Source organism: Mycobacterium sp. 852002-51961_SCH5331710, from assembly GCF_001665535.1.
In the GTDB taxonomy this organism is placed as follows: domain Bacteria; phylum Actinomycetota; class Actinomycetes; order Mycobacteriales; family Mycobacteriaceae; genus Mycobacterium.
The window spans coordinates 1-19,710 of sequence record NZ_LZSQ01000083.1 but is presented as its reverse complement, the minus strand read 5'-3'; the positions used below and the strand labels follow the sequence as shown (position 1 = coordinate 19,710).

At 66.6% G+C, this 19,710-nt stretch carries 19 protein-coding genes and 2 pseudogenes; 14 read left to right on the top strand and 7 right to left on the bottom strand.

All coding sequences use genetic code 11. The features are described from left to right. Positions 1-11: 11 nt before the first annotated feature. Positions 12-101, top strand: a pseudogene (locus A5752_RS28310) (hypothetical protein); the annotation flags it as partial. Positions 102-116: 15 nt separating this feature from the next. Here A5752_RS28310 and A5752_RS13730 read toward each other — a convergent pair. Next, a pseudogene (locus tag A5752_RS13730) lies at positions 117-1,655 on the bottom strand (N-acyl-D-amino-acid deacylase family protein); the annotation flags it as partial. A 22-nt stretch (positions 1,656-1,677) separates the two neighbouring features. Between A5752_RS13730 and A5752_RS13725 the strand changes: the two are divergent. From A5752_RS13725 to A5752_RS13695, 7 genes are all read left to right on the top strand, one after another. After that, complete coding sequence (locus tag A5752_RS13725) at positions 1,678-2,067, top strand: VOC family protein (RefSeq protein ID WP_067086182.1); 390 nt, start codon at positions 1,678-1,680, stop codon at positions 2,065-2,067. Positions 2,068-2,084: 17 nt separating this feature from the next. After that, on the top strand, positions 2,085-2,600 hold the full coding sequence (locus A5752_RS13720) for a mycothiol transferase (protein ID WP_067086176.1): 516 nt from the start codon (positions 2,085-2,087) through the stop codon (positions 2,598-2,600). A 32-nt stretch (positions 2,601-2,632) separates the two neighbouring features. Further along, positions 2,633-3,175 carry a phosphatase PAP2 family protein gene (locus A5752_RS13715; RefSeq protein WP_067086191.1) on the top strand — a complete coding sequence of 181 codons (543 nt, stop codon included), beginning with the start codon at positions 2,633-2,635 and terminating at the stop codon, positions 3,173-3,175. Beyond that, on the top strand, positions 3,172-3,768 hold the full coding sequence (locus A5752_RS13710) for a TetR/AcrR family transcriptional regulator (protein ID WP_067086172.1): 597 nt from the start codon (positions 3,172-3,174) through the stop codon (positions 3,766-3,768). The genes A5752_RS13715 and A5752_RS13710 overlap by 4 nt, the downstream gene beginning before the upstream one ends. A 53-nt stretch (positions 3,769-3,821) precedes the next feature. Beyond that, positions 3,822-5,339, top strand: a complete 1,518-nt coding sequence (locus tag A5752_RS13705; protein ID WP_067086169.1) for an aldehyde dehydrogenase family protein — start codon at positions 3,822-3,824, stop codon at positions 5,337-5,339. Positions 5,340-5,434: 95 nt separating this feature from the next. Beyond that, entirely contained in the window at positions 5,435-6,280 is an 846-nt protein-coding gene (locus tag A5752_RS13700; protein WP_067086166.1) for a hypothetical protein, read from the top strand. A gap of 28 nt (positions 6,281-6,308) precedes the next feature. Continuing rightward, positions 6,309-7,298, top strand: a complete 990-nt coding sequence (locus tag A5752_RS13695; RefSeq protein ID WP_067086164.1) for a DUF2889 domain-containing protein — start codon at positions 6,309-6,311, stop codon at positions 7,296-7,298. Here the strand turns inward: A5752_RS13695 and A5752_RS13690 are convergent. Continuing rightward, positions 7,278-8,183 carry a crotonase/enoyl-CoA hydratase family protein gene (locus A5752_RS13690; RefSeq protein ID WP_067086161.1) on the bottom strand — a complete coding sequence of 302 codons (906 nt, stop codon included), beginning with the start codon at positions 8,181-8,183 and terminating at the stop codon, positions 7,278-7,280. The genes A5752_RS13695 and A5752_RS13690 overlap by 21 nt on opposite strands. A gap of 41 nt (positions 8,184-8,224) precedes the next feature. Between A5752_RS13690 and A5752_RS13685 the strand changes: the two genes are divergently transcribed. Beyond that, complete coding sequence (locus A5752_RS13685) at positions 8,225-9,568, top strand: cytochrome P450 (RefSeq protein WP_067086158.1); 1,344 nt, start codon at positions 8,225-8,227, stop codon at positions 9,566-9,568. On the opposite strand, the gene A5752_RS13680 is transcribed toward A5752_RS13685, so the two are convergent. The 4 genes from A5752_RS13680 to A5752_RS27135 form a co-directional block, all read right to left on the bottom strand. Beyond that, complete coding sequence (locus A5752_RS13680; RefSeq protein WP_156613849.1) at positions 9,541-10,224, bottom strand: hypothetical protein; 684 nt, start codon at positions 10,222-10,224, stop codon at positions 9,541-9,543. The two genes, A5752_RS13685 and A5752_RS13680, sit on opposite strands and share 28 nt — an antisense overlap. Beyond that, positions 10,214-11,722, bottom strand: a complete 1,509-nt coding sequence (locus tag A5752_RS13675) for a putative alpha/beta hydrolase (protein WP_067086152.1) — start codon at positions 11,720-11,722, stop codon at positions 10,214-10,216. The genes A5752_RS13680 and A5752_RS13675 overlap by 11 nt, the downstream gene beginning before the upstream one ends. Before the next feature lie 3 nt (positions 11,723-11,725). Further along, on the bottom strand, positions 11,726-12,040 hold the full coding sequence (locus tag A5752_RS13670) for a DUF2563 family protein (RefSeq protein WP_067086149.1): 315 nt from the start codon (positions 12,038-12,040) through the stop codon (positions 11,726-11,728). Between the two features lie 75 nt (positions 12,041-12,115). Beyond that, entirely contained in the window at positions 12,116-12,871 is a 756-nt protein-coding gene (locus tag A5752_RS27135; protein ID WP_156613847.1) for a sensor domain-containing protein, read from the bottom strand. Between the two features lie 133 nt (positions 12,872-13,004). Here A5752_RS27135 and A5752_RS13660 point away from each other — a divergent pair, with 133 nt between their 5' ends. After that, on the top strand, positions 13,005-13,937 hold the full coding sequence (locus tag A5752_RS13660) for an EfeM/EfeO family lipoprotein (protein WP_067086144.1): 933 nt from the start codon (positions 13,005-13,007) through the stop codon (positions 13,935-13,937). Beyond that, positions 13,934-15,187, top strand: coding sequence for a Dyp-type peroxidase (locus A5752_RS13655; protein WP_067086141.1), 1,254 nt, complete (start codon positions 13,934-13,936; stop codon positions 15,185-15,187). The genes A5752_RS13660 and A5752_RS13655 overlap by 4 nt, the downstream gene beginning before the upstream one ends. On the opposite strand, the gene A5752_RS13650 is transcribed toward A5752_RS13655, so the two are convergent. Next, complete coding sequence (locus A5752_RS13650) at positions 15,180-17,210, bottom strand: prolyl oligopeptidase family serine peptidase (protein WP_502686728.1); 2,031 nt, start codon at positions 17,208-17,210, stop codon at positions 15,180-15,182. The two genes, A5752_RS13655 and A5752_RS13650, sit on opposite strands and share 8 nt — an antisense overlap. 63 nt (positions 17,211-17,273) lie before the next feature. Between A5752_RS13650 and adh the strand changes: the two genes are divergently transcribed. From adh to A5752_RS13635, 3 genes are read left to right on the top strand one after another with little or no spacing between them, the layout of a single operon-like run. Beyond that, the gene (adh, locus tag A5752_RS13645) at positions 17,274-18,797 is read left to right on the top strand and encodes an aldehyde dehydrogenase (protein WP_067086136.1); all 1,524 of its coding nucleotides are present in this window, start codon (positions 17,274-17,276) and stop codon (positions 18,795-18,797) included. A gap of 2 nt (positions 18,798-18,799) precedes the next feature. Beyond that, complete coding sequence (locus A5752_RS13640) at positions 18,800-19,339, top strand: DUF779 domain-containing protein (RefSeq protein WP_067086133.1); 540 nt, start codon at positions 18,800-18,802, stop codon at positions 19,337-19,339. A gap of 37 nt (positions 19,340-19,376) precedes the next feature. Further along, positions 19,377-19,655: a putative holin gene (locus A5752_RS13635; RefSeq protein WP_067086130.1), complete on the top strand. Its 279-nt coding sequence runs from the start codon at positions 19,377-19,379 to the stop codon at positions 19,653-19,655. The last annotated feature ends 55 nt before the right edge of the window (positions 19,656-19,710 follow it).

Here is a 19,710-nt window from a genome sequence, read left to right as displayed (position 1 = left end):
GTCGACTGTCGGTGCCCGAGGCGGTGCGCGAGCTGACCTCGGTGCCCGCCCGCGTGGCCGGCCTGGCCGACCGCGGGCGCATTGCCGTCGGCTACAAGGCCGACCTCAACGTCATTGACCACGATGCGATGCGCCTGCATCGCCCGGTGATCACCTACGACCTCCCCGCGGTCGGCCAGGCCGGCCACGCGGGCGGGCACCGAGGTCAGCTCGCGCACCGCCTCGGGCACCGACAGTCGACCCGACGCGCGATCGCGCGACCAGTGCGTCAGCATGTACGTGGGAAAGCTTGCGTCGCAGATCATTCCGTAATGTGCACCGCCGTCGCCGAGACCCAGCACGACGTCCTCGCGACGAATCAGGTCCGCGACCGTGTCGAGGCTGCCGTCGCGGAAGTTCGCCAGCGTCACCAACAGGATGGCGTGGCCGTCGTCGTCGAGCAGCCGGTCATAGGCCTCTTCGAGCGGGCTGACGCCGTGGGACCGGGCCCGGCTCGCGATGCTCTCCGAGCGCGGCGGCTCGTAGTTCGGCGGGTCGCCGAGCGGGAACATCCACTCGAACGCCTGCGCCGCGAACATCAGCGGATGTCCCTCGCCCGCCGGTTGGTCGGACAGGATCCGTTCGCGCACTTCGGGTTTGCGCATCTCGACGACGCGTTCGGCCAGCGGCAGTGACGCCAACTCCTGATAACTGGGGTACATCACGAACGGGTTGCCCGACAGTTCGAGGCCGAGCACCAACCCGATTGGCCGGGGGAAGATCTGTGCGGTGATGTCGCCGCCGTCGATGTTGGCCTTCTCGACCATCGTCAGCGCGTCGAGGAAGAACGGGTCGCCGGCGTTGCCGATCGCCAACGTGAACGTCACGGGCAGGCCGACGTCGGCCGCGACCTCGAATACCGTTCGCAGCACGGGCTCGTAGTCGCCGGCCACCAGGTCGGGCACGAACTGGATCAGGCCGCCGCCGGCGTCGTCGACACCGCGGGCGATCGCCTCGATCTCGGCGCGGTCGGCGTCGTAACTCGGAATCGGCAGGCCGCTCTCGGTCTTGTGCAAGGTGAACCGCGAGGAGGCGAAGCCGAGTGCACCCGCTTGCACCGCCTCGGCGGCGAGTTTGCGCATCATCGCCAGGTCTTCGGCGGTGGCCGGTTCGCGGTCGACGCCGCGTTGGCCCATCACGTACACCCGCAGCGGCGAGTGCGGCAGCAGCGCGGCCACGTCGATGTCGCGCTGACCCGCGTCGAGCGCGTCGAGGAACTCCGGGAACGTCTCCCAGTGCCACGGCAGTCCGTCGACCATCACCACCCCGGGGATGTCCTCGACCCCCGCCATCACGTCGACCAGCACGTCGTGGTCCTCCGGACGGCACGGCGCGAACCCGACCCCGCAATTGCCCATCACGACGGTCGTCACGCCGTGCGCCGACGACGGCGTGAGGCGATCCGACCAGATCGCCTGGCCGTCGTAGTGGGTGTGCAGATCCACGAACCCCGGGGTGACGAGAAGGCCCGTCGCGTCGATCTCCCGCGCTCCGGCCCCGTCGACGTTGCCCACCGCGGCGATCACGCCGCCGGTCACCGCGACATCGCCGACGAACGGCTCACCTCCGAGACCGTCGACGATGGTGCCGCCCCTGATGACGAGTTCGTATGTCATACGTCGAATCTACGATGTGCCCGTGATCGACCACTTCGGAATCAACTGCGCGGACTTTCCGAGATCGAAGGCGTTCTACGACAAGGTGCTGGGCGTGCTCGGTTATACCCCCCAACTCGACTTCCAGATCGCCATCGGATACGGCCGCGACGGCAAACCGGACTTCTGGATCGCGGATATGAATGCCGGCGACGCGAAGGGCCCCAACCGCGAGGTGCACTTCGCCTTCCAGGCCGCCGACACCGACGCCGTGCAGGCGTTCTACGACGCCGCGATCGAGGCCGGCGCGGAGTCCCTGCATGCCCCGCGGCTCTGGCCGGAGTACCACGCCGGTTACTACGGCGCGTTCGTGCGCGATCCAGACGGCAACAACATCGAGGCCGTCTTTCACGGGGCGCACCCTCAAGGCTGACGTATACCGTCGGGGTCATGGCTGATTCAGACGTGGCGGTGGTCCGGGAAATTCTGCGCGACGCGTTCACACGGCTCATCGAGCACGTGGAGAACCTCACCGACGGGCTGACCGACGAGGTGGCGTTCTTCCGGCCCACCCCGACGGCCAACAGCATCGCGTGGCTGGTGTGGCACAGCGCCCGCCAGCAGGACGTGCAGCTCGCCGGTATCGCCGGAACCGACCAGGTCTGGTTGCGCGACGGGTGGGTCGACCGGTTCGGACTCGACCTGCCGCGCGAAGACATGGGCTACGGCCACGGCCCCGAGGAGGTGGGCCGCGTCCGCGCACCGGCCGATCTGCTCGCCGGCTATGCCCACGCCGTGCACAAGGCGACCCTCGAGTACATCGCGTCGGTCACCCCCGACGAGCTGAGCCGCGTCATCGACGAGAACTGGGATCCGCCGGTCACCGCCGCCATGCGCCTGGTGAGCATCTTCGACGACGGCGCCCAACATCTCGGCCAGGCGGCCTACGTCCGCGGCATCACGTGATCCGGTGGTGGCCGGCGCTCGCTGTGACGGCGATGCTGCTGCTCGGTTGGCTGGTCGGCAAATCCTCGACGCCCGTTGACGATTGGTTTCAGCGCTTCCGACACAGCCCCCTGCGACGGCTGTCGGTGATCGCCGACCCCCGACTGCTCCTCGCCGTCGGGCTGGTCGTGTTGGCGGTCGCATGCCTGCAGCGTCGTTGGTGGCTGGCGTCGATGACCGTTATCGCTCCCATCGTCGGCATCACGATCGTCCGGTTTCTCAAACCGGTCTTCGACCGGGACAAGGGCGGCGGGCTCGCCTATCCCAGCGGGCATCTCACCGCGACGACCATCGTGATCGGGTTGGCCGTCATCGCCGCGGGTGCGGCGTCGTGGGCGGTGGTCAGCGCCGTCGTCGCCGTGGCGCTGGCGATGCTCGGCGTGGGCGTCACGTTCCACTACTTCACCGACGTGGTCGGAGGTGTCCTGCTCGGCTCGGCGGTCGTGTACGTCGCGGCCGTTTACGCCCGGCGAGACCGATGGCACGATCCGTCGGCCGGCTCAGCTAACTCGCATTCTGCGACAATCGGTGGATGACGATGCCCGACAAGCCTCCCGGCTTGCGCGAGCGAAAGAAGCTCCGAACGCGCGCGACGATCCGGCGCGAGGCGTTCCGCCTGATCCAGGAGCAGGGCTACCAGGCCACCACCGTCGAACAGATCTCCGCCGCCGCCGACGTCTCACCGCGCACCTTCTCCCGCTACTTTCCGACCAAAGAGGCGGTGCTGCTCTCCGACGACCACATCCCGCCGATCATCGACGCCTTCGTCGCGGCGCCGAAGGACATGGCGGTCATTGAGGCGTACCGGCACGCCGTCGCGACGACGTTCGCTTCGCTGACCGAGGAGCAGCGCGAAGAGGCGGTCATCGGCCAGCGGCTGATGTACTCCGTGCCCGAGGCGGCCGGCCTGATCTACGGCGAATACGTCCGCCTGATCGGCCTGATCACCGACGCGCTGACGCAGCGGCCGGGGGCGCCGACCGACCCGCTCGAGCGCCGGGTGCTCGCGGGCGCGATCGTCGGCGTGCTGATCGGCGCCTCGCACGGCACTCCGTTGCCCGGCGATCCCATCTCCGACAGCCTGCAGGCCCTCGACCGGATGCTGAAGAAGTCCGCCGCACAAACTTGACACGTGTCAACCCCGGTGCGATCTGCGTCACACGCGACGGTTAGCATGGAGTCATGACTGCGACGTCCGACGTTGAGCTGCCCGACACCAGCACCATCCGCAACCCCGCGACCGGCGCCGTCGCGGGCACCGTGCGCTGGACCGACCCCGCCGACGTACCGCGCATCGCGGCCGGCCTGCGCGAGGCGCAGCGACAGTGGGAGGCCCGCGGCGCCAAGGGTCGCGCGAAGGTGCTGGCCCGCTACGCCGTATGGCTCGGCGAGCACCGCGAGGAAATCGAGTCCCTGCTGATCAAGGAGACGGGCAAGTCCGCCGTCGACGCAGCGCAGGAAGTGCCGTTGCTGATCATGATCGCGTCGTACTACGTCAAGACCATGGAGAAGGCGCTCGCGCCGGAGAAACGGCCCGCGCCGCTGCCGTTCCTGTCCATCAAGAAGATCGAGGTGCACTACCGGCCGCGACCGGTCGTCGGGATCATCGCGCCGTGGAACTATCCGGTGGCCAACGCGCTGATGGATGCCATCGGTGCGCTCGCCGCAGGTTGCGCGGTGCTGCTCAAGCCTTCCGAGCGCACCCCGTTGACCGCCGAACTGCTGTTGCGCGGCTGGTTGGATTCCGGTGCGCCGGAGGTGCTCGCGCTGGCGCAGGGGGCCCGCGAGGTCTCCGAGGCCGTGATCGACAACGCCGACTTCATCCAGTTCACCGGCTCGAGCGCCACGGGCGCGAAGGTGATGGAGCGCGCCGCCCGCCGACTCACGCCGGTCAGCCTCGAGCTCGGCGGTAAGGACCCGATGATCGTTCTGGAGGACGCCGACATCGACCTCGCCGCGCACGCCGCGGTGTGGGGCGCGTTCTTCAACGCCGGACAGACGTGTGTGTCGGTGGAGCGGGTGTACGTCCTCGAGTCGGTCTACGACCAGTTCGTCGCGGCGGTGGTGCGCGACGTCGAGAAGCTGAAGATGGGCGCCGGCGACGGTTACGACTTCGGATCGATGATCGACGAGTCGCAGGTCGCGGTCGCCGCTCGCCATGTCGACGACGCGCTCGCCAAGGGCGCGCGGGCGTTGACCGGCGGTAAGCGCCCCGAGGGCGAGGGCAGCTTCTACCCGCCGACGGTGCTCGTCGACGTCGACCATTCGATGCTCTGCATGACGGAGGAGACGTTCGGCCCGACGCTGCCGATCATGAAGGTTGCCAGCGTGGACGAGGCGATCCGATTGGCCAACGACAGCCCGTACGGCTTGAGTGCGGCGGTGTTCTCCAAAGACATCGAGCGGGCCAAAGATGTTGCAGTCGAACTCGATTGCGGTGCTGTCAACATCAACGACGTGATCTCGAACCTGATGTGCACGACGGCTCCGATGGGCGGCTGGAAGACGTCGGGCCTCGGTGCGCGGTTCGGTGGGGCCGAGGGGTTGCGCAAGTACTGCCGCCAGGAGGCCGTGGTCGCGCCGCGCACCAACGTCGGTGCGGGCGGCAACTACTACAACAACTCGCACAAGGCGCTGAAGCGGATGAACACGATGATGACGAAGCTGGCGCTGATCACCCCGAGGCGGGCCGCCAAGTAGCCGACACCCGCCCCGCTCACCGCGAGGGTACGGTTCTTGACGCGTCTACTCGGGTTTCGTGTCCGGAACCGTACTTTCGGTGAGGGGAGGGTCGCGTGCGGTTGGTGACGACCGTGGTCCTGTGGCTCATCACCACGGCACTGCTGGCGGTTGCCGTTCCGACCATGTGGGCGCAGCGCAACGTGGTCGACGACGGCGGATTCGCGGCGTTGGCGGAATCGGCGGCGAAAGAGCCGCAACTGCAGCACGCGATGGCGAGGATCCTCGCCACCGAAGTGTCCACGGCCATGGACGACACCGGGTACGACGTCGACTACGAGCTGATCATCGGGACCGCCTCGGCCTACACGGCCAACCCCACGTTCCCCGGGCAGTTCGCGCTGGCCACCAAGGTCGGGCATCGCTGGATGTTCACCGACGCGGCGCAGCGCGTCGAGGGCACCGACCAGTGGATGCTCGACCTCGGTCCGATGCTCGCCGACGAGTCGTTCCGGAACACGCTGGGGAATTTCGGTGTCTCGCCCGTCGAATCTCTGCCGATCCCCATCACGATCTCGGAGGACTGGCGACCCGGTCAGCTGAGGTGGGCGTCGACGTGGGGTCCGTGGATCAGCCTCGGCTCGACCATCCTCACCGGCGTGTTCGCGCTTCTGACACTGGTGGCCGCCCGCAGTAGGGGCAGAGCTCTTGCCGCCCTCGGTGTTTCGGCGCTTCTGGTGGGTGCGGCCGGATGGGCCGGCGTCGAGGTGGCGCGTCGCTCCGTCAACACCGCGCTGAACCGGCTCTCCGGCGACATCCGGGAGGTCGCCGACGTGATGGTGGCCCAGGCGGAGGGCAGCATGCACCACTGGCTGAACCTCACGCTGGCCGCCGGTGGGGTGCTCGTGGTGTTCGGCGTGCTGGTCGCGGTGCTGGGCGGGTTACGCCGACGCGACGTTTAGCTCAGCTCGGTATTGCTACCGTCGATCCATGCCGTTCGTCACCGACATCGTGGGCCCGCAGCGGCCCGTCGAGGCATGGCCGCCGTTGGTGGCGGGCGCGCTGCGGCGCACGAGCACCGTCGACACCCACCCCGACGGCGCCGATTCCTCTGTCGACCTGCGGGCACGCGACATCGTCGTGCGGGCTGGCGGGGTAGGCGTCCTCGGCGAGATCGCCCTGCGCGCCCATCTGGCCGACCGGGTGATCGACGAGATCGCGTCCACTCCGGACGACGAGCGGGTGGGTCGGCTAATCGGCAAACGCGTGGGGCCCGGATTCCGCTCCGCTGTCGGCGAACTGTTCCCCGATGACGTCCGGCGATCCACCCTGTTGCACCTGCTGCTCGACGACTGGGTCGGGGCGGCGCTGGTCTCCGGCTATGCGCTGCAGCACGCGTCGATCGTCGCGGGGACCGAGGAGAAACTGCCGCCCGGTACCGCCGACCGCATGGCGGGTATCTGCGCCGGCTTCGCGCCCGACGCGTCGCTGGTGAACTACGCGCGGCGCCTCGACACGATCCCCTCGGTGCACGGGCCGCATGCCCCGCCGATCGACGTCGACGGCCTGCACCCCGTGGAACCCCTGCGCGCACACGGTATGCGGCGGTTGCGGCGGCTTGACCTGCTGCCGCCGGACGAGGGTTCGGCCCGCTTCGACGCCCATTTCCGCGACTCCCACGTTGACGGTGACGGCGTCGAGACGATCGTGCACGAGTACACGCTCGCCGGTGCGGTGGATGTGGCGACGCGGACCGTCACGTCGATCAACGCCGACGTCCGAGTGCTGCCGTGGCAGGAGTGCCCCGGCGCGATCGGAAGCGCGCAACGGGTGCGGGGGATGAGGCTCGTCGAGGTTCGCGACCGCGTCCGGGGCGAATTCGTCGGCACCAGCACGTGCACCCACCTCAACGACACATTGCGCGCGATCAGTGACCTCGATGCGCTGTTCGACCTGCGCTCACGGCTCGATGACGTGTGACGGGTCGGGCCGCTTGTCCGGCGGCGCCTGGCTGTAGTCGCTCCACGGTCCGTCGCGCTGCTCGACGGCAGCCCGAACCCCCTGTGCCGCAGCTGTTTCGATGAACGACAGCGCATCGGGGGTGTTGCGCATCAACCCGTCGAGGATGCCGCCGAGGGTCTGGGTGGAGGCCAGGCCCATGTTCTCGTATGCCTGATTGACGATCAGCTTCTGCGCCTGCAGTTGCGACAACGGGATGGTGGCGAGTTTGTGCGCGACCTCCCTGACGCGTGCCTCGAGGTTCTCGAACGGGACGGACTCGTTGATGAGTTCGACTGCGGCGGCTTCCTTTCCGGTCAACGGCTCACCGGTCAGCGAGTGCCACTTGACCTTTGCGAGGCTCAGCCGGTACAGCCACATGCCGGTGAGATAGGCACCCCACATCCGGGCGTAGGGGGTGCCGATCACGGCGTCGTCGCTGGCGATCACGATGTCGGCGCATAACGCGTAGTCGCTCGCGCCGCCCACACACCACCCGTGCACCTGGGCGATCACCGGCTTGGATGCCCGCCAGATCGCCATGAACTTCTGTGTGGGCCCGGTTTCGCGGGCACTGACCATCGCGAAGTCCTTGCCCGGATCCCAGCGGCCGTCGGTGTTCATCGCCTCGCCCCAATGCATGAAACCGCCGCCGAAGTCGTAGCCGCCGGAGAACGCGCGTCCGGCACCGCGCAGCACGATCACCTTGATCGCGGGGTCGCGTTCGGCCAGGCCGATCGCCTTCTCGATCTCGTCCGGCATCGGCGGGACGATGGTGTTGAGGTGATCGGGCCGGTTCAGCGTGATGGTCGCGATGGGTGGCTCCGCCGTATAGAGCAAGGTCTCGAACTGCGCAGTTGTCGACATGGGTGAAGTTTGGCAGAGAGACCCCCGGGTAAACGAGGGCAGTGACGAAACGAGTTACCGGTACTCGTGCTGCGGCCACACTGCTCGATCTCGGCGCAGCGTCCATCGCGGCCGGGGTGATCTCCCGCCGAAAGCCCGTGATCAGGGTCCTCCAGACCATGCAGGCCGATTCGCGAGCGAAGCAGCGGATGCAACAGTTGCGGCGCGAATTCGGTCGCGGCCCAGTGGAATTGGCTCTGCCGGGCCGTCGCATGGTGGTGATCTTGGACCCGCAGGACGTGGGCAGGGTTCTCGCAGAAGCGCCGACACCGTTTCATCCCGCGAACACCGAGAAACGCAAGGCGCTGCAGTGGTTTCAGCCGCACGGTGTGCTGATCTCGCAGGGCCCGATCCGCCAGCAGCGCCGCGAGTTCAACGACGCCGCGCTCGACAGCGGAGCCGAGGTGCACCGTTTAGCGGAAGCGTTCAGCCACGTGGTCGCCGAGGAGGCGCGGGAGTTGATCGGCGACGCCGCCGCCCGCGGAAGTCTGGATTCTTCGCGGTTCATGACGACGTGGTGGCGCATCGTGCGCCGACTGGTGCTGGGCGATCGCGCGCGGGACGACGAGCTGATCACCGACGCGCTGATGCGACTGCGCAAGGCCGGCAACTGGTCGTTCCTGTCGCTGCCGCATTACCGCGCGCGGGCGAAATTCCTTGAGGGGCTGTACCGCTACGTCGAGGATCCCGAACCGGGCAGCCTCGCCAGTGTGGTGGCGCAAACGCCGTCGAGCGGTGCGGTCGACCCGGTCGGTCAGATGCCGCAGTGGATCTTCGCGTTCGACGCGGCGGGCATGGCGTCATTGAGGGCGATGGCGCTGTTGGCCACGCATCCGGCCGAGCGGGCGCGCGCTGTCGAGGACGCCGCCGAACCCGATCAGCTCGCAGTCCGGCCCTACCTGCGGGGTTGTGTGCTGGAGTCGGTCCGGCTGTGGCCCACCACGCCGACGATCCTGCGCAACACGACGGAGGACACGCGGTGGGCTGACGGATCGACGATCGCGAAGGGCGCGGGGCTCATGATCGTCACGCCCGCCTTCCATCGCGACGACGGACTGCTGCCGTTCGCGCACGCGTTCGCGCCGCAGATCTGGATGGACGGAACCGCGCAGAACCATCCGCAATTGGTGCCGTTCTCGGCCGGACCGGCGGAGTGTCCAGGCCGGAACCTCGTGCTGTTGGTGACGAGCACGCTGTTGGCACACGTGTTGCATGCGTTGGAACTCGACCTGAGGTCGGAGCCGAAGCCGGTGCCCGAACGCCCGTTGCCGATGACGTTGAACCAGATGACGCTGGAGTTCGGCGTGAGGCGGGCGAGTCAGTCCGCGTCGTCTCCGGCGCGGTGAGACTGGCGGAATGATCCGCCCGCCGCCCGGAACGCCGCGAGATAGGCGAGCGGCGGTATCAAGAACATCGGTATCGACGCGACGATTAGAACGCAGAATTGGATCGTCTGGCCACGTGCGAATGCAAAGCCGCCGCGCGCATCCTGATGCCCTATCAGAGCGCAGATCACCGCCGTAAACGCTCCCAGCCCGATCGTGGCGGCGGTCAGACCGAGCGCGATGCCGGCGTATCCGACCGAGCACGTCATCACGACGAGCGTCCACCACAGCTTCGCAGCCGTCAGGTAGTTGAAGTACGAACCGGAGGGTGCAGGTGTAGCCGGTTGCTCACTCCCGTTTTCCGGAGGGTCCGGCCGACTATCGGGGATGGTGTACGCGAAGATACGGTTACCGAGCTTCAAATAGGGGGTGCGAAGGTACGCGTACATCAACGCGAACGCCCCGGCCGCCACCGCCATCAGGCTGGCAGAAGCGAACCCCCGATCCAGCGTTGCCAGAGCCACGAGGGTGCCTGCCATCAGCCAACTGCACCAGTAGAGCCGACGTGCGTACTGAACCTTCCGAACGAAAGCCGTTGCGAGCATGCCGATGAGGCCGATCGCGACTCCGCCGACAAACATCGACTCGGACATCGAGAGCGCGGCGTCACTTGTCAAAGAGGCCTCCGAGGGCGGTGCCTCCCGATTTACCTGCGCTCGATCCGACTAGGCCGCCGATAACCGCTCCGACGAAAGCACCGCCAGGGCCGAGCACCCACCCACCTGCCATGCCGCCCACCGCGCCGACCAGAAAGCCACCGCCAACACTCCCAGCCGCGCCGCCGAAGGTCGAGCCTGCCCCCGCTCCATTCCGCCAATCGGAATACGCGACAGCGAACTCGGCGAGGCTGCCAAACGCGCCAAAAGCCTTGCCAACATTACCCATCGCCTTCAGATCCGAGGCCGAATAGCGCTCCCAAGGCAAGGCGTGCTTCCCATCGGAGAGCGCTCCATCGACCTGCCTGATCTCGCTTAACGGTCCCGTTACTTGACCGGCGTATTCCAGATCGGACATTGTCAATCCGCGAGACATGGCGTCGGCGACGTCGCGGGCCGCCTCGCGTGACAGCCCTTGATTTTGCAGGCCCTCAATCGTGAGGTCGATCGCCTCGGCACGCGCGCGCGCCTCTTGCTCGTTCATCCATGACGTCGCTTCATCCGGTGTCATCGGCGGCTCCCAGGGCGAACCCGTTTCCAGTTGCCGCTGCCATTCCTGACGGACTAGGGCTCGACGTTGCGGGTCTGAACCGAGAACTGGATCGCGGGGAAGGCTCCCGGGTGGCCGATGCGCCGTCTGGAAATCATCGAGCCGTTCACTTGCGAGGCGCACGGCAGCAGGTTGCGAATCAGGGTTCTGGATCGTGGCGTAGTCGCGAAGACGCGACATGGCCGCTTCCTTCTCCGCCGTCATCGGCCCTCCGCTGTCGACAAGCGCCTGATCGGCTGCCCGTTGTCGCGCGTCATAGTCGGAAGCCTCCCGCCGAGCGGCAGTTCCACTGTCGACGCCGTCACCATCGGCACGGTCGACCGCATCGGGCATATAGCCCTCTGCCTGTATGTTGGTCATCGCACGGGAAAGCTCACCGGCGTATCGATCGCGCGATGAGCCGATGGCGCTCAAGGCGTCTCTCATCTCCTGGACGGCCATGGCCTTCATCGGCGCCAAAGCGCTTTCATCGAAGGTCAGTCCACTCTGAACGATTGCCGCATCGATGGCGTTATCGATCTGTTGGAGAGCTCCCTCGAGAGAGCCAATGCTGTCGGCCGACGACTGCTGGGTCTCGGCTAGAGCCGTGGATATCGATTGAAGATCGACAGCTATGCGGGCCAGTTGTTCGCGGTCGAGGTGCAATGCTGTGGTGGCACGTTGAACTTCGGCTGAGTCATTGATCGGGTGATCACCTCCGTCCTCGCGGTCCCACGCAGCCTCGAACCGTTTCTTTGCTTGGTGAAACTCGTCGCTGGTCTCGCCCATGCAGACACCGGCGTTGTAGAACGCGGACGCGAGATCGCTGATCTCCCCCGGCGCCCCACTCTGAATGGTCTGTTCGAGTTTCCAAGGATCGCCACCTGCCTTAGCGATCAACTCCTCGATATCGAGGTGCCTGAGTTCCATCCGTCAGGTCGGGACGCCGCGGTGTGCCGACTCCAGGGCGACGGCGCATTGTTCATCCTGCTCAGTGAAGGCTTGCGCGGCGTTGGCCGCTTTCTCCGCGAGCACCGACAAAGTCGAATGATGATTGCGCATCGAATGCGCGTATTTAGTCTGTGCCTGCGCGACCGCCCGGTGAAATTGTTCTGCGTCTTCGAAATCACCGAACACCCCGGCGGGTGGGGCAGCGGAGCCGAACGCATCTGCACCGCGACGGACGATCGCCCCCGCGCTATCGGAGAAGTCAGCTCCCATCCGCAGAAATGCCGTGTTGACTTTCATTGCGTACCCCCTGTCATCGGCACAATTTTAGGTGGGTCCGCCAGAGGCTCAGCGCACCAGTCGGCGCCAGACTCGTCAAGAGCGGACTGCCTGGATCCGCGCCAGCATGGCCTTCACGAGATCCGTGGCGCTGCCGGTTGAGACGGGTGCTTCGTTCGGGCTTGGCTCGGTGATCGGCACGGTCGCTTCGACGATGCAGTCTTTCGCGACGCCTAGGGCTCGTTGGACGGCGACGCGAACCCCCGTCGGGGAATCTGACGTCAGTTCATCGACCGACGACAACACGTCGGCTGTCATCTCGACCTTCGTGATCCGGTATCCGGAGGTGTACGCGCCCTCATCTCTGACAACGGTTCTACCGCTGCAGCCGAGCCATTCGTCTGCAAACGTGTCGAACAACTTTCGCGCCTCGTCCGACGAATCGAAGGCGGCTGCACCGAATGTCACCTTTGATTCTGTCGCGTAGGTGACCGCTCGGACCGGTGCGGCGCCATACACCTCTTCCTCGAAGGCCGATATGACTCCAAGACACTGCCTTTCGGTCATCTCCCGGCTGCCCGCGAGAGTATTTCGCAAGCGGCTTCCCACCGACGGTGGTTCGCCCATCCTGATTTGGTATCCCGCGGCGGTCGTCAATTCCTGATCGCTGGGCAGCACCGTCGTCAGCCATGCGTATTCATTCGGGGGCGCCGTGCCTCTGGAAGTCGTGAAGGTGCTCGACCGATCAGCACCGCTTTGAGTCGTCTGTTCCGCAGCGGCACCGCATCCAGCGATCAAGCTGGAGACAACGAGGGCCAGGACCCCGCCGACGGCGCTCGCTCGACACCACATCACTCGTCGATTATCGCGTCGAAGCGTTTAGCATCCATCCGGCCCGCCCCGGACCACACCGCCAAATAAGGCGTGCCTATCCTCTGACCAGCCAGAAATGCTATGTTTTGCCTCTCCTAACTACGAGGTGCGAATGAACCGTTATCTTGCCTGGGCAACTCCCATCGCCGTCGCCGGCCTCCTGCTGTCCGGATGCTCGAACGACAGTTCGTCCTCGGGCAGCGAGACGACGTCCGCCAGCGAAACGGCGGCCGAGACCACCAGCGCCGCACCCGCGGTCGATCCGGCTGTCCTGGACAAAGCGGCAGCCGACTACAAGGCATACGCGCAGAGCAACATCGACGAACTCCAGCGTGCGGTCAAGGTCCTCACCGACGCGGTGCGCGCGGGTGACCTGAAGGCCGCCCAGGACGCGTTCGCGCCGTCACGCCAGCCGTGGGAGCGCATCGAGCCGATCGCCGGCCTGGTGGAAGAGATCGACGGCAAGATCGACGCCCGCGTCGACGACTTCGCAGGCGTCGACGACCCGAAGTTCACCGGCTGGCACCGCCTCGAGTACCTGCTGTTCGAGAAGAACACCACCGAGGGCGGAGCGCCGTTCGCCGACCAGCTCGACAAGGACGTCGCCGACCTCAAGGCGCAGTTCCCGTCTGTCGAGGTGAAGCCGATCGACGTGTCCAACGGTGCGGCCGAACTGATCGAAGAGGTGTCCGAAGGCAAGATCACCGGCGAAGAGGACCGCTACTCCAAGACCGACCTGTGGGACTTCGACGCGAACCTGCAGGGTGCACGCGACGCCGTCGGGAAGCTGAATCCCGCTCTGGTGCAGGCTGATCCGGCGCTGCTGGGCAAGATCGATGCGGGCCTGAACTCCGTGTTCGACACGATGCGGCCGCTGCGCCGAGGTGACGGCTGGGTGCTGTTCTGCACGGAGAACGACCCCTACCCGTCGCCGCGCTGCCCTGAGGTCACCGTGACACCGGACGTCATCGACAAGCTCAAGGCCGAACTCGCCGGACTGTCGGAGAATTTGTCGCAGGTGTCGGGAGTGCTGAAACTGAAGTGACGCAAGGCCGCTCGGGTCTCTCGCGCCGGGGCTTCATCACTGGCGCGTTGGGCACGGGTGCCGCGGTGGGGGCCGGTGCGGCCCTCGTCGGGTGCTCGAAGCAGGAATCCGGTTCGTCCGCCTCGAGCGGGTCGTTCGTCCCGTTCGAGGGTCCGCATCAGACCGGTATCACCGCGCTGCCCATTCCCGAGCAGGGCCTGATCGCTTCGTTCAACGTGCTGTCGAAGGATCGCGACGGCCTCAAACGCACCCTCGAGGAGCTCACCGAAGAGATTCGCGGTCTGATGGCGGGCAAGCCGCCGGAGGTGCGCGATCCGGAGTACCCGCCGGTCGACTCCGGCATCCTCGGTGAACAACCGCCGGCGGACAACCTGTCCGTCGTCGTGGGTGTGGGTGCGTCGCTGTTCGACCACCGGTTCGGGCTGGCCGATCGCAAACCCAAGGAACTGGTCACCATGCCGTTCCTGGCCAATGACCGCTTGGATCCCAAACTGTCGCACGGTGATCTGTCGATCGTCATCGAGGCGGGCCACAACGACACGGTCGTCTTCGCGCTGCGTCAGCTGATGCGCCGCACGCGCAGCGATCTGGTTTTGCGGTGGATGGTCGACGGTTACGCGCGGGGCATCGGCGCCGGCCAGGCGTCCGAAGCCGCCACCCCGCGAAATCTGTTGGGATTCAAAGACGGGACCGCCAATCTCGATGTCGACGACGGTGCCGTCATGGACCGCCACGTCTGGGTCGGCGCGCAGGACGGCGAACCCGAGTGGGCCGTCGGCGGCTCGTATCAGGCGATTCGCATCATCCGCATGTTCGTCGAGTTCTGGGACCGCACCCAGCTCGCCGAGCAGGAGGCGCTGATCGGCCGCAACAAGGTCAGCGGCGCACCCTTGGGCCTGACGGGTGAATTCACCGACCCCGACTATCCAGAAGACCCGGACGGCAAGCGAATTCCGCTCACCGCCCACATCCGGCTGGCGAACCCGCGCACGCCCGAGACCGAGGACAACCGCATTCTGCGCCGCGGCTTCAACTACTCGCGCGGATTCGACGGTGCGGGCCGATTGGACCAGGGCCTGGCATTCATTGCCTACCAGCGCAGCCTGGAGAAGGGCTTCCTGACCGTGCAGCGCCGGCTGAAAGGCGAACCGCTCGAGGAGTACATCCTGCCCGTCGGCGGCGGCTTCTTCTTCACGCTGCCCGGCGTCACCGGGCCCGACCGCTTTCTCGGCGACCAGTTGTTCAGCTGAGCACCGACCACAGGAACTCGTAGATCAACGCGGAGCGAAATGCGGTCTGCGCGTTGTCGGCCGCACCGGCATGGCCGCCCTCGATGTTCTCGTAGTAGTGGACCGGGTGGCCCGCGCTCTCCAGTGCCGCGGTCATTTTGCGCGCGTGCCCTGGATGTACGCGGTCATCCCGCGTCGACGTGGTGATCAGCACCGGAGGGTACCGACGATCGGCCGAGATATTCTGGTAGGGCGAATATTTAGAGATGAACTCCCAATCGCCCGGCTCGTCGGGGTCTCCGTATTCGGCCATCCACGAGGCGCCCGCCAGCAGCAGATGGTATCGGCGCATGTCGAGCAGCGGAACGCTGCACACCAGCGCGCCGAACAGCTCGGGGTATCGCGTCAACATCACGCCCATCAGCAGGCCGCCGTTGCTGCCGCCCTGGGCACCGAGCTGATCGACGGTGGTTATTTCCCGGGCCACGAGATCGCGTGCGACGGCAGCGAAGTCCTCGTAGACGAGATGCCGGTTCTCCCGCATCGCCTGCGTATGCCACTTCGGTCCGTACTCGCCGCCGCCGCGGATGTTCGCCAGGACATAGGTGCCGCCGCGGCTGAGCCACAGCCGGCCAAGCACCCCGCTGTAGCTCGGTGTATTGGCGACCTCGAAGCCGCCGTACCCGCTCAGCAGCGTGGGGCCCGGAGTTTGGTTGTGCCGATGCGCGACAACGAAATACGGGATCATGGTGCCGTCGTCGGAGGCGACGAAATACTGGTCCACCCGCAGGTCGGCCGCGTCGAAGAACGACGGCGCGCGTTTTACCTCAGTGACGGCATCGCCGGCCACCCCCCACAGAAGCCGGGACGGGGTGTCGAAACCGCTCGAGTCGAGGAAGATCTCGTCTCCGTACTCGTCGGCGTCGACCAACACCGTGTTGGTGTTCGGCGGAATGCCGGGTATGTCGGCCCGCTGCCAGGTTCCCGGCGTCACGATCTGCACGTGGCTGATCACGTCGACGAGGGTGACCAGGATCAACCGGTCGCGCGTCCAGGCGTAGTCCTCCAGGCTAGAGTGCTCATCGGGCTCGAAGACGACAGCGAGATCTCGTGCGCCATCGAGGAATTCGGCATAATTCGCCGCCAGTAGCGAACCGGCGCGATATGTCGTCGATCCCACCGTCCAATCGGTACGCGGCCGGATCAACAGCCACTCCCGATGCGCGGAGATCCCGGCGTCGGTCGGCACGTCGATCCGGATCAGCGAGTCGCCGCGAAGCTCGTAGCGCTCCCGGTTGAAGAAGTCGAACGACCGCGTGATCAGTAACCGCTCGAACCCGGGCGTCGGGTCATAGCCGCAACCCACGCTGACGTCGGCGGCCTCGCCCTCGAACAGCGTCGGCGCGTCGGCCAGCGGCAGGCCCCGCTTCCAGCGCTTCACGATGCGTGGATAGCCGCTGTCGGTCAACGAGCCCGGCCCGAAGTCGGTCCCGACCAGCACGGTGTCGCGGTCCTGCCAGGTGACGCTCGACTTGGCCTCGGGCAGCGCGAAACCGTCGGCGACGAACTCGCGTGTGGTCACGTCGAATTCGCGGACGACGGTGGCGTCGGCGCCGCCGCGGGACAATTCGATGAGCGCGAGGGAGAAGTCAGGTTCGAGCACTTCGGCACCCGCCCACACCCAGTTTTCGCCGTCTTCGGCGGCGATCGCGTCGACGTCGATCAGCACATCCCATTCCGGTTGCTCGGTGCGGTAGCTGTCCAGGGTCGTGCGTCGCCACAGGCCGCGGGGGTGGTCCGCGTCGCGCCAGAAGTTGTACAGATATTCACCCCGCCGACGGACGTACGGGATGCGGGCGTCGGTGTCGAGCACCTCCAGTGCCTCGTTGCGCATCTGCTCGAACCGGCCACCGCCGAAGCGGGCGACCGTCGGGTCGTTGTGCTTGCGCACCCAGTCGAGTGCGTCGTCGCCGGTGACGTCCTCGAGCCACAGGTACGGGTCGGTGCCGGTCTTCTCTTCGCGCACGCGCTCGTCGGAACTCACGGGAACCATTGTGGCGGCCGGGCGTAGTGTGAGCTCGGTTACACCGTTCGAGGGAGGTCAACGATGACTGTCTACGCCCGTCCAGGCGCTGCGGACGCGCTGATGTCGTACGAGTCGCGTTACGGCAACTTCATCGGCGGGGAGTGGGTGCCGCCGGCCTCGGGCGAGTACTTCGAGAACCCGACTCCGGTGACGGGTCAGGCGTTCTGCGAGGTGCCGCGGTCCAACGAGACCGACATCGAGGCAGCGCTCGACGCCGCGCACGGTGCAGCCCCCGCGTGGGGCAAGACGCCCCCCGGCGAGCGTGCGGTCATCCTCAACAAGATCGCCGACCGCATCGAGGAGAACCTCGAATCGCTCGCGCTCGCCGAGTCGTGGGACAACGGCAAACCCATCCGCGAGACGCTTAACGCGGACCTGCCCCTGGCCGTCGACCACTTCCGCTACTTCGCCGGAGCGATCCGCGCGCAGGAAGGCTCGCTGTCGCAGATCGACGACGACACCGTCGCCTACCACTTCCACGAACCGCTCGGCGTCGTCGGGCAGATCATCCCGTGGAACTTCCCGATCCTGATGGCGACGTGGAAGTTGGCTCCCGCGTTGGCCGCCGGTAACGCGGTCGTGCTCAAACCGGCCGAGCAGACGCCGGCGTCGATCCTCTACCTGATGAGCCTGATCGGTGACCTGTTGCCCGCAGGCGTGGTCAACGTCGTCAACGGGTTCGGGTTCGAGGCGGGTAAACCGCTGGCGTCGTCGAACCGCATCGCCAAGATCGCATTCACCGGCGAGACCACCACCGGTCGGCTGATCATGCAGTACGCGTCGCAGAACCTGATCCCCGTCACGCTGGAACTAGGCGGCAAGAGCCGCAACATCTTCTTCTCCGACGTGATGGCCGAGGGTGACGACTACCAGGACAAGGCGCTCGAAGGCTTCACGATGTTCGCGCTGAACCAGGGCGAGGTCTGCACGTGCCCGTCGCGCAGCCTGATCCAGGCCGACATCTACGACGAATTCCTGGAACTGGCCGCGATCCGCACGAAGGCCGTCCGGCAGGGTGATCCGCTGGACACCGAGACGATGATCGGGTCGCAGGCCTCCAACGATCAGCTCGAAAAGGTGTTGTCCTACATCGAGATCGGCAAGGACGAAGGTGCCCGCGTCGTCACCGGCGGCGAGCGCGCCGAACTGGGCGGCGACCTGTCCGGCGGCTACTACGTGCAGCCGACGATCTTCGAGGGCAACAACAAGATGCGGATCTTCCAGGAGGAGATCTTCGGGCCCGTCGTCGCGGTGACATCGTTCACCGATTACGACGACGCGATCGCCATCGCAAACGACACGCTCTACGGCTTGGGTGCGGGCGTGTGGAGTCGCGACGGCAACACCGCCTACCGCGCCGGGCGTGACATCAAGGCGGGCCGGGTGTGGACGAACTGCTATCACGCCTATCCCGCACACGCGGCGTTCGGTGGTTACAAGCAGTCCGGCATCGGGCGCGAGAACCACCGCATGATGCTCGACCACTATCAGCAGACCAAGAACCTGCTGGTGAGCTACAGCAACAAGGCCCAAGGCTTCTTCTGACGGTGTCACCATCCGCGCCCCACCCGCCGTCGGCGCAGCAAGGAGGGCCGCCGAAGCGGGCGTTGATCACCCAGGCCGCGGCCGAACTGCTCGCGCGCCTGCAGGGCAAGCACGGCGCGCTGATGTTCCACCAGTCCGGCGGTTGCTGCGACGGGTCGTCGCCGATGTGCTACCCCGACGGCGACTTCATCGTCGGTGACCGCGACGTGCTGCTCGCACTCCTCGACGTCGGACCGGAAGTCCAACCCGGCGGGGTGCCGGTGTGGATCTCCGGGCCGCAGTTCGACGCGTGGAAACACACGCAGCTGGTGATCGACGTCGTGCCCGGACGCGGCGGCGGCTTCAGCGTGGAGGCGCCCGAAGGGGTGCGCTTCCTGAGCCGCGGCCGCGCGTTCTCCGAGGTCGAGAACGGCCTGTTGGCCAATACACCCGTCGTGACCGGAGCGGATTTCGCCAGGGGTGTCCGCCCGCCGTCGTCGGACACGCACATCGTCGGTGATGCAATCGATGCATGTCCGATACCTGACGCGCCGAGCGGATAGCGGAGCCACCGCAAGCCGCCCCCGTAGCCTTCGAAGCGTGATACCGCTTCCGCGTGCATGGGTGCTGACCAGCGCATTGCTGGTCGGTACGGCGGTGGGCCTGGTCCTCGGGATCGCCGCGACCCTGGTGATCGACACCCCGATCCGACCCGACGTCGTGGTCGCGCTCGTCGTCGGCGTGCCCGGCATGTTGGGGCTGTTGGCGATCCTGACGTCGGCTCGGCGCTGGGTGACGACGGCCGGTGCGTTCCTTCTCGCGATCGCGCCCGGTTGGTTCGGCGTGCTGCTGGCGATTCAGGCGGTGCACGGTGACTGAGACCACCGAGACGCTGCCCGGCGATCCGACCGAGCCCCTGTCTCTTATACACATC

Coding starts and splice junctions, on each gene's coding strand:
- A5752_RS13675 (WP_067086152.1), bottom strand. CDS start 11,722: ATGGAACTCAGGCACCTCGATATCGAGGAGTTGATCGCTAAGGCAGGT.
- A5752_RS13695 (WP_067086164.1), top strand. CDS start 6,309: ATGCCGTTCGTCACCGACATCGTGGGCCCGCAGCGGCCCGTCGAGGCA.
- A5752_RS13660 (WP_067086144.1), top strand. CDS start 13,005: ATGAACCGTTATCTTGCCTGGGCAACTCCCATCGCCGTCGCCGGCCTC.
- A5752_RS27135 (WP_156613847.1), bottom strand. CDS start 12,871: ATGTGGTGTCGAGCGAGCGCCGTCGGCGGGGTCCTGGCCCTCGTTGTC.
- A5752_RS13720 (WP_067086176.1), top strand. CDS start 2,085: ATGGCTGATTCAGACGTGGCGGTGGTCCGGGAAATTCTGCGCGACGCG.
- A5752_RS13710 (WP_067086172.1), top strand. CDS start 3,172: ATGACGATGCCCGACAAGCCTCCCGGCTTGCGCGAGCGAAAGAAGCTC.
- A5752_RS13705 (WP_067086169.1), top strand. CDS start 3,822: ATGACTGCGACGTCCGACGTTGAGCTGCCCGACACCAGCACCATCCGC.
- A5752_RS13715 (WP_067086191.1), top strand. CDS start 2,633: ATGCTGCTGCTCGGTTGGCTGGTCGGCAAATCCTCGACGCCCGTTGAC.
- adh (WP_067086136.1), top strand. CDS start 17,274: ATGACTGTCTACGCCCGTCCAGGCGCTGCGGACGCGCTGATGTCGTAC.
- A5752_RS13670 (WP_067086149.1), bottom strand. CDS start 12,040: ATGAAAGTCAACACGGCATTTCTGCGGATGGGAGCTGACTTCTCCGAT.
- A5752_RS13690 (WP_067086161.1), bottom strand. CDS start 8,183: ATGTCGACAACTGCGCAGTTCGAGACCTTGCTCTATACGGCGGAGCCA.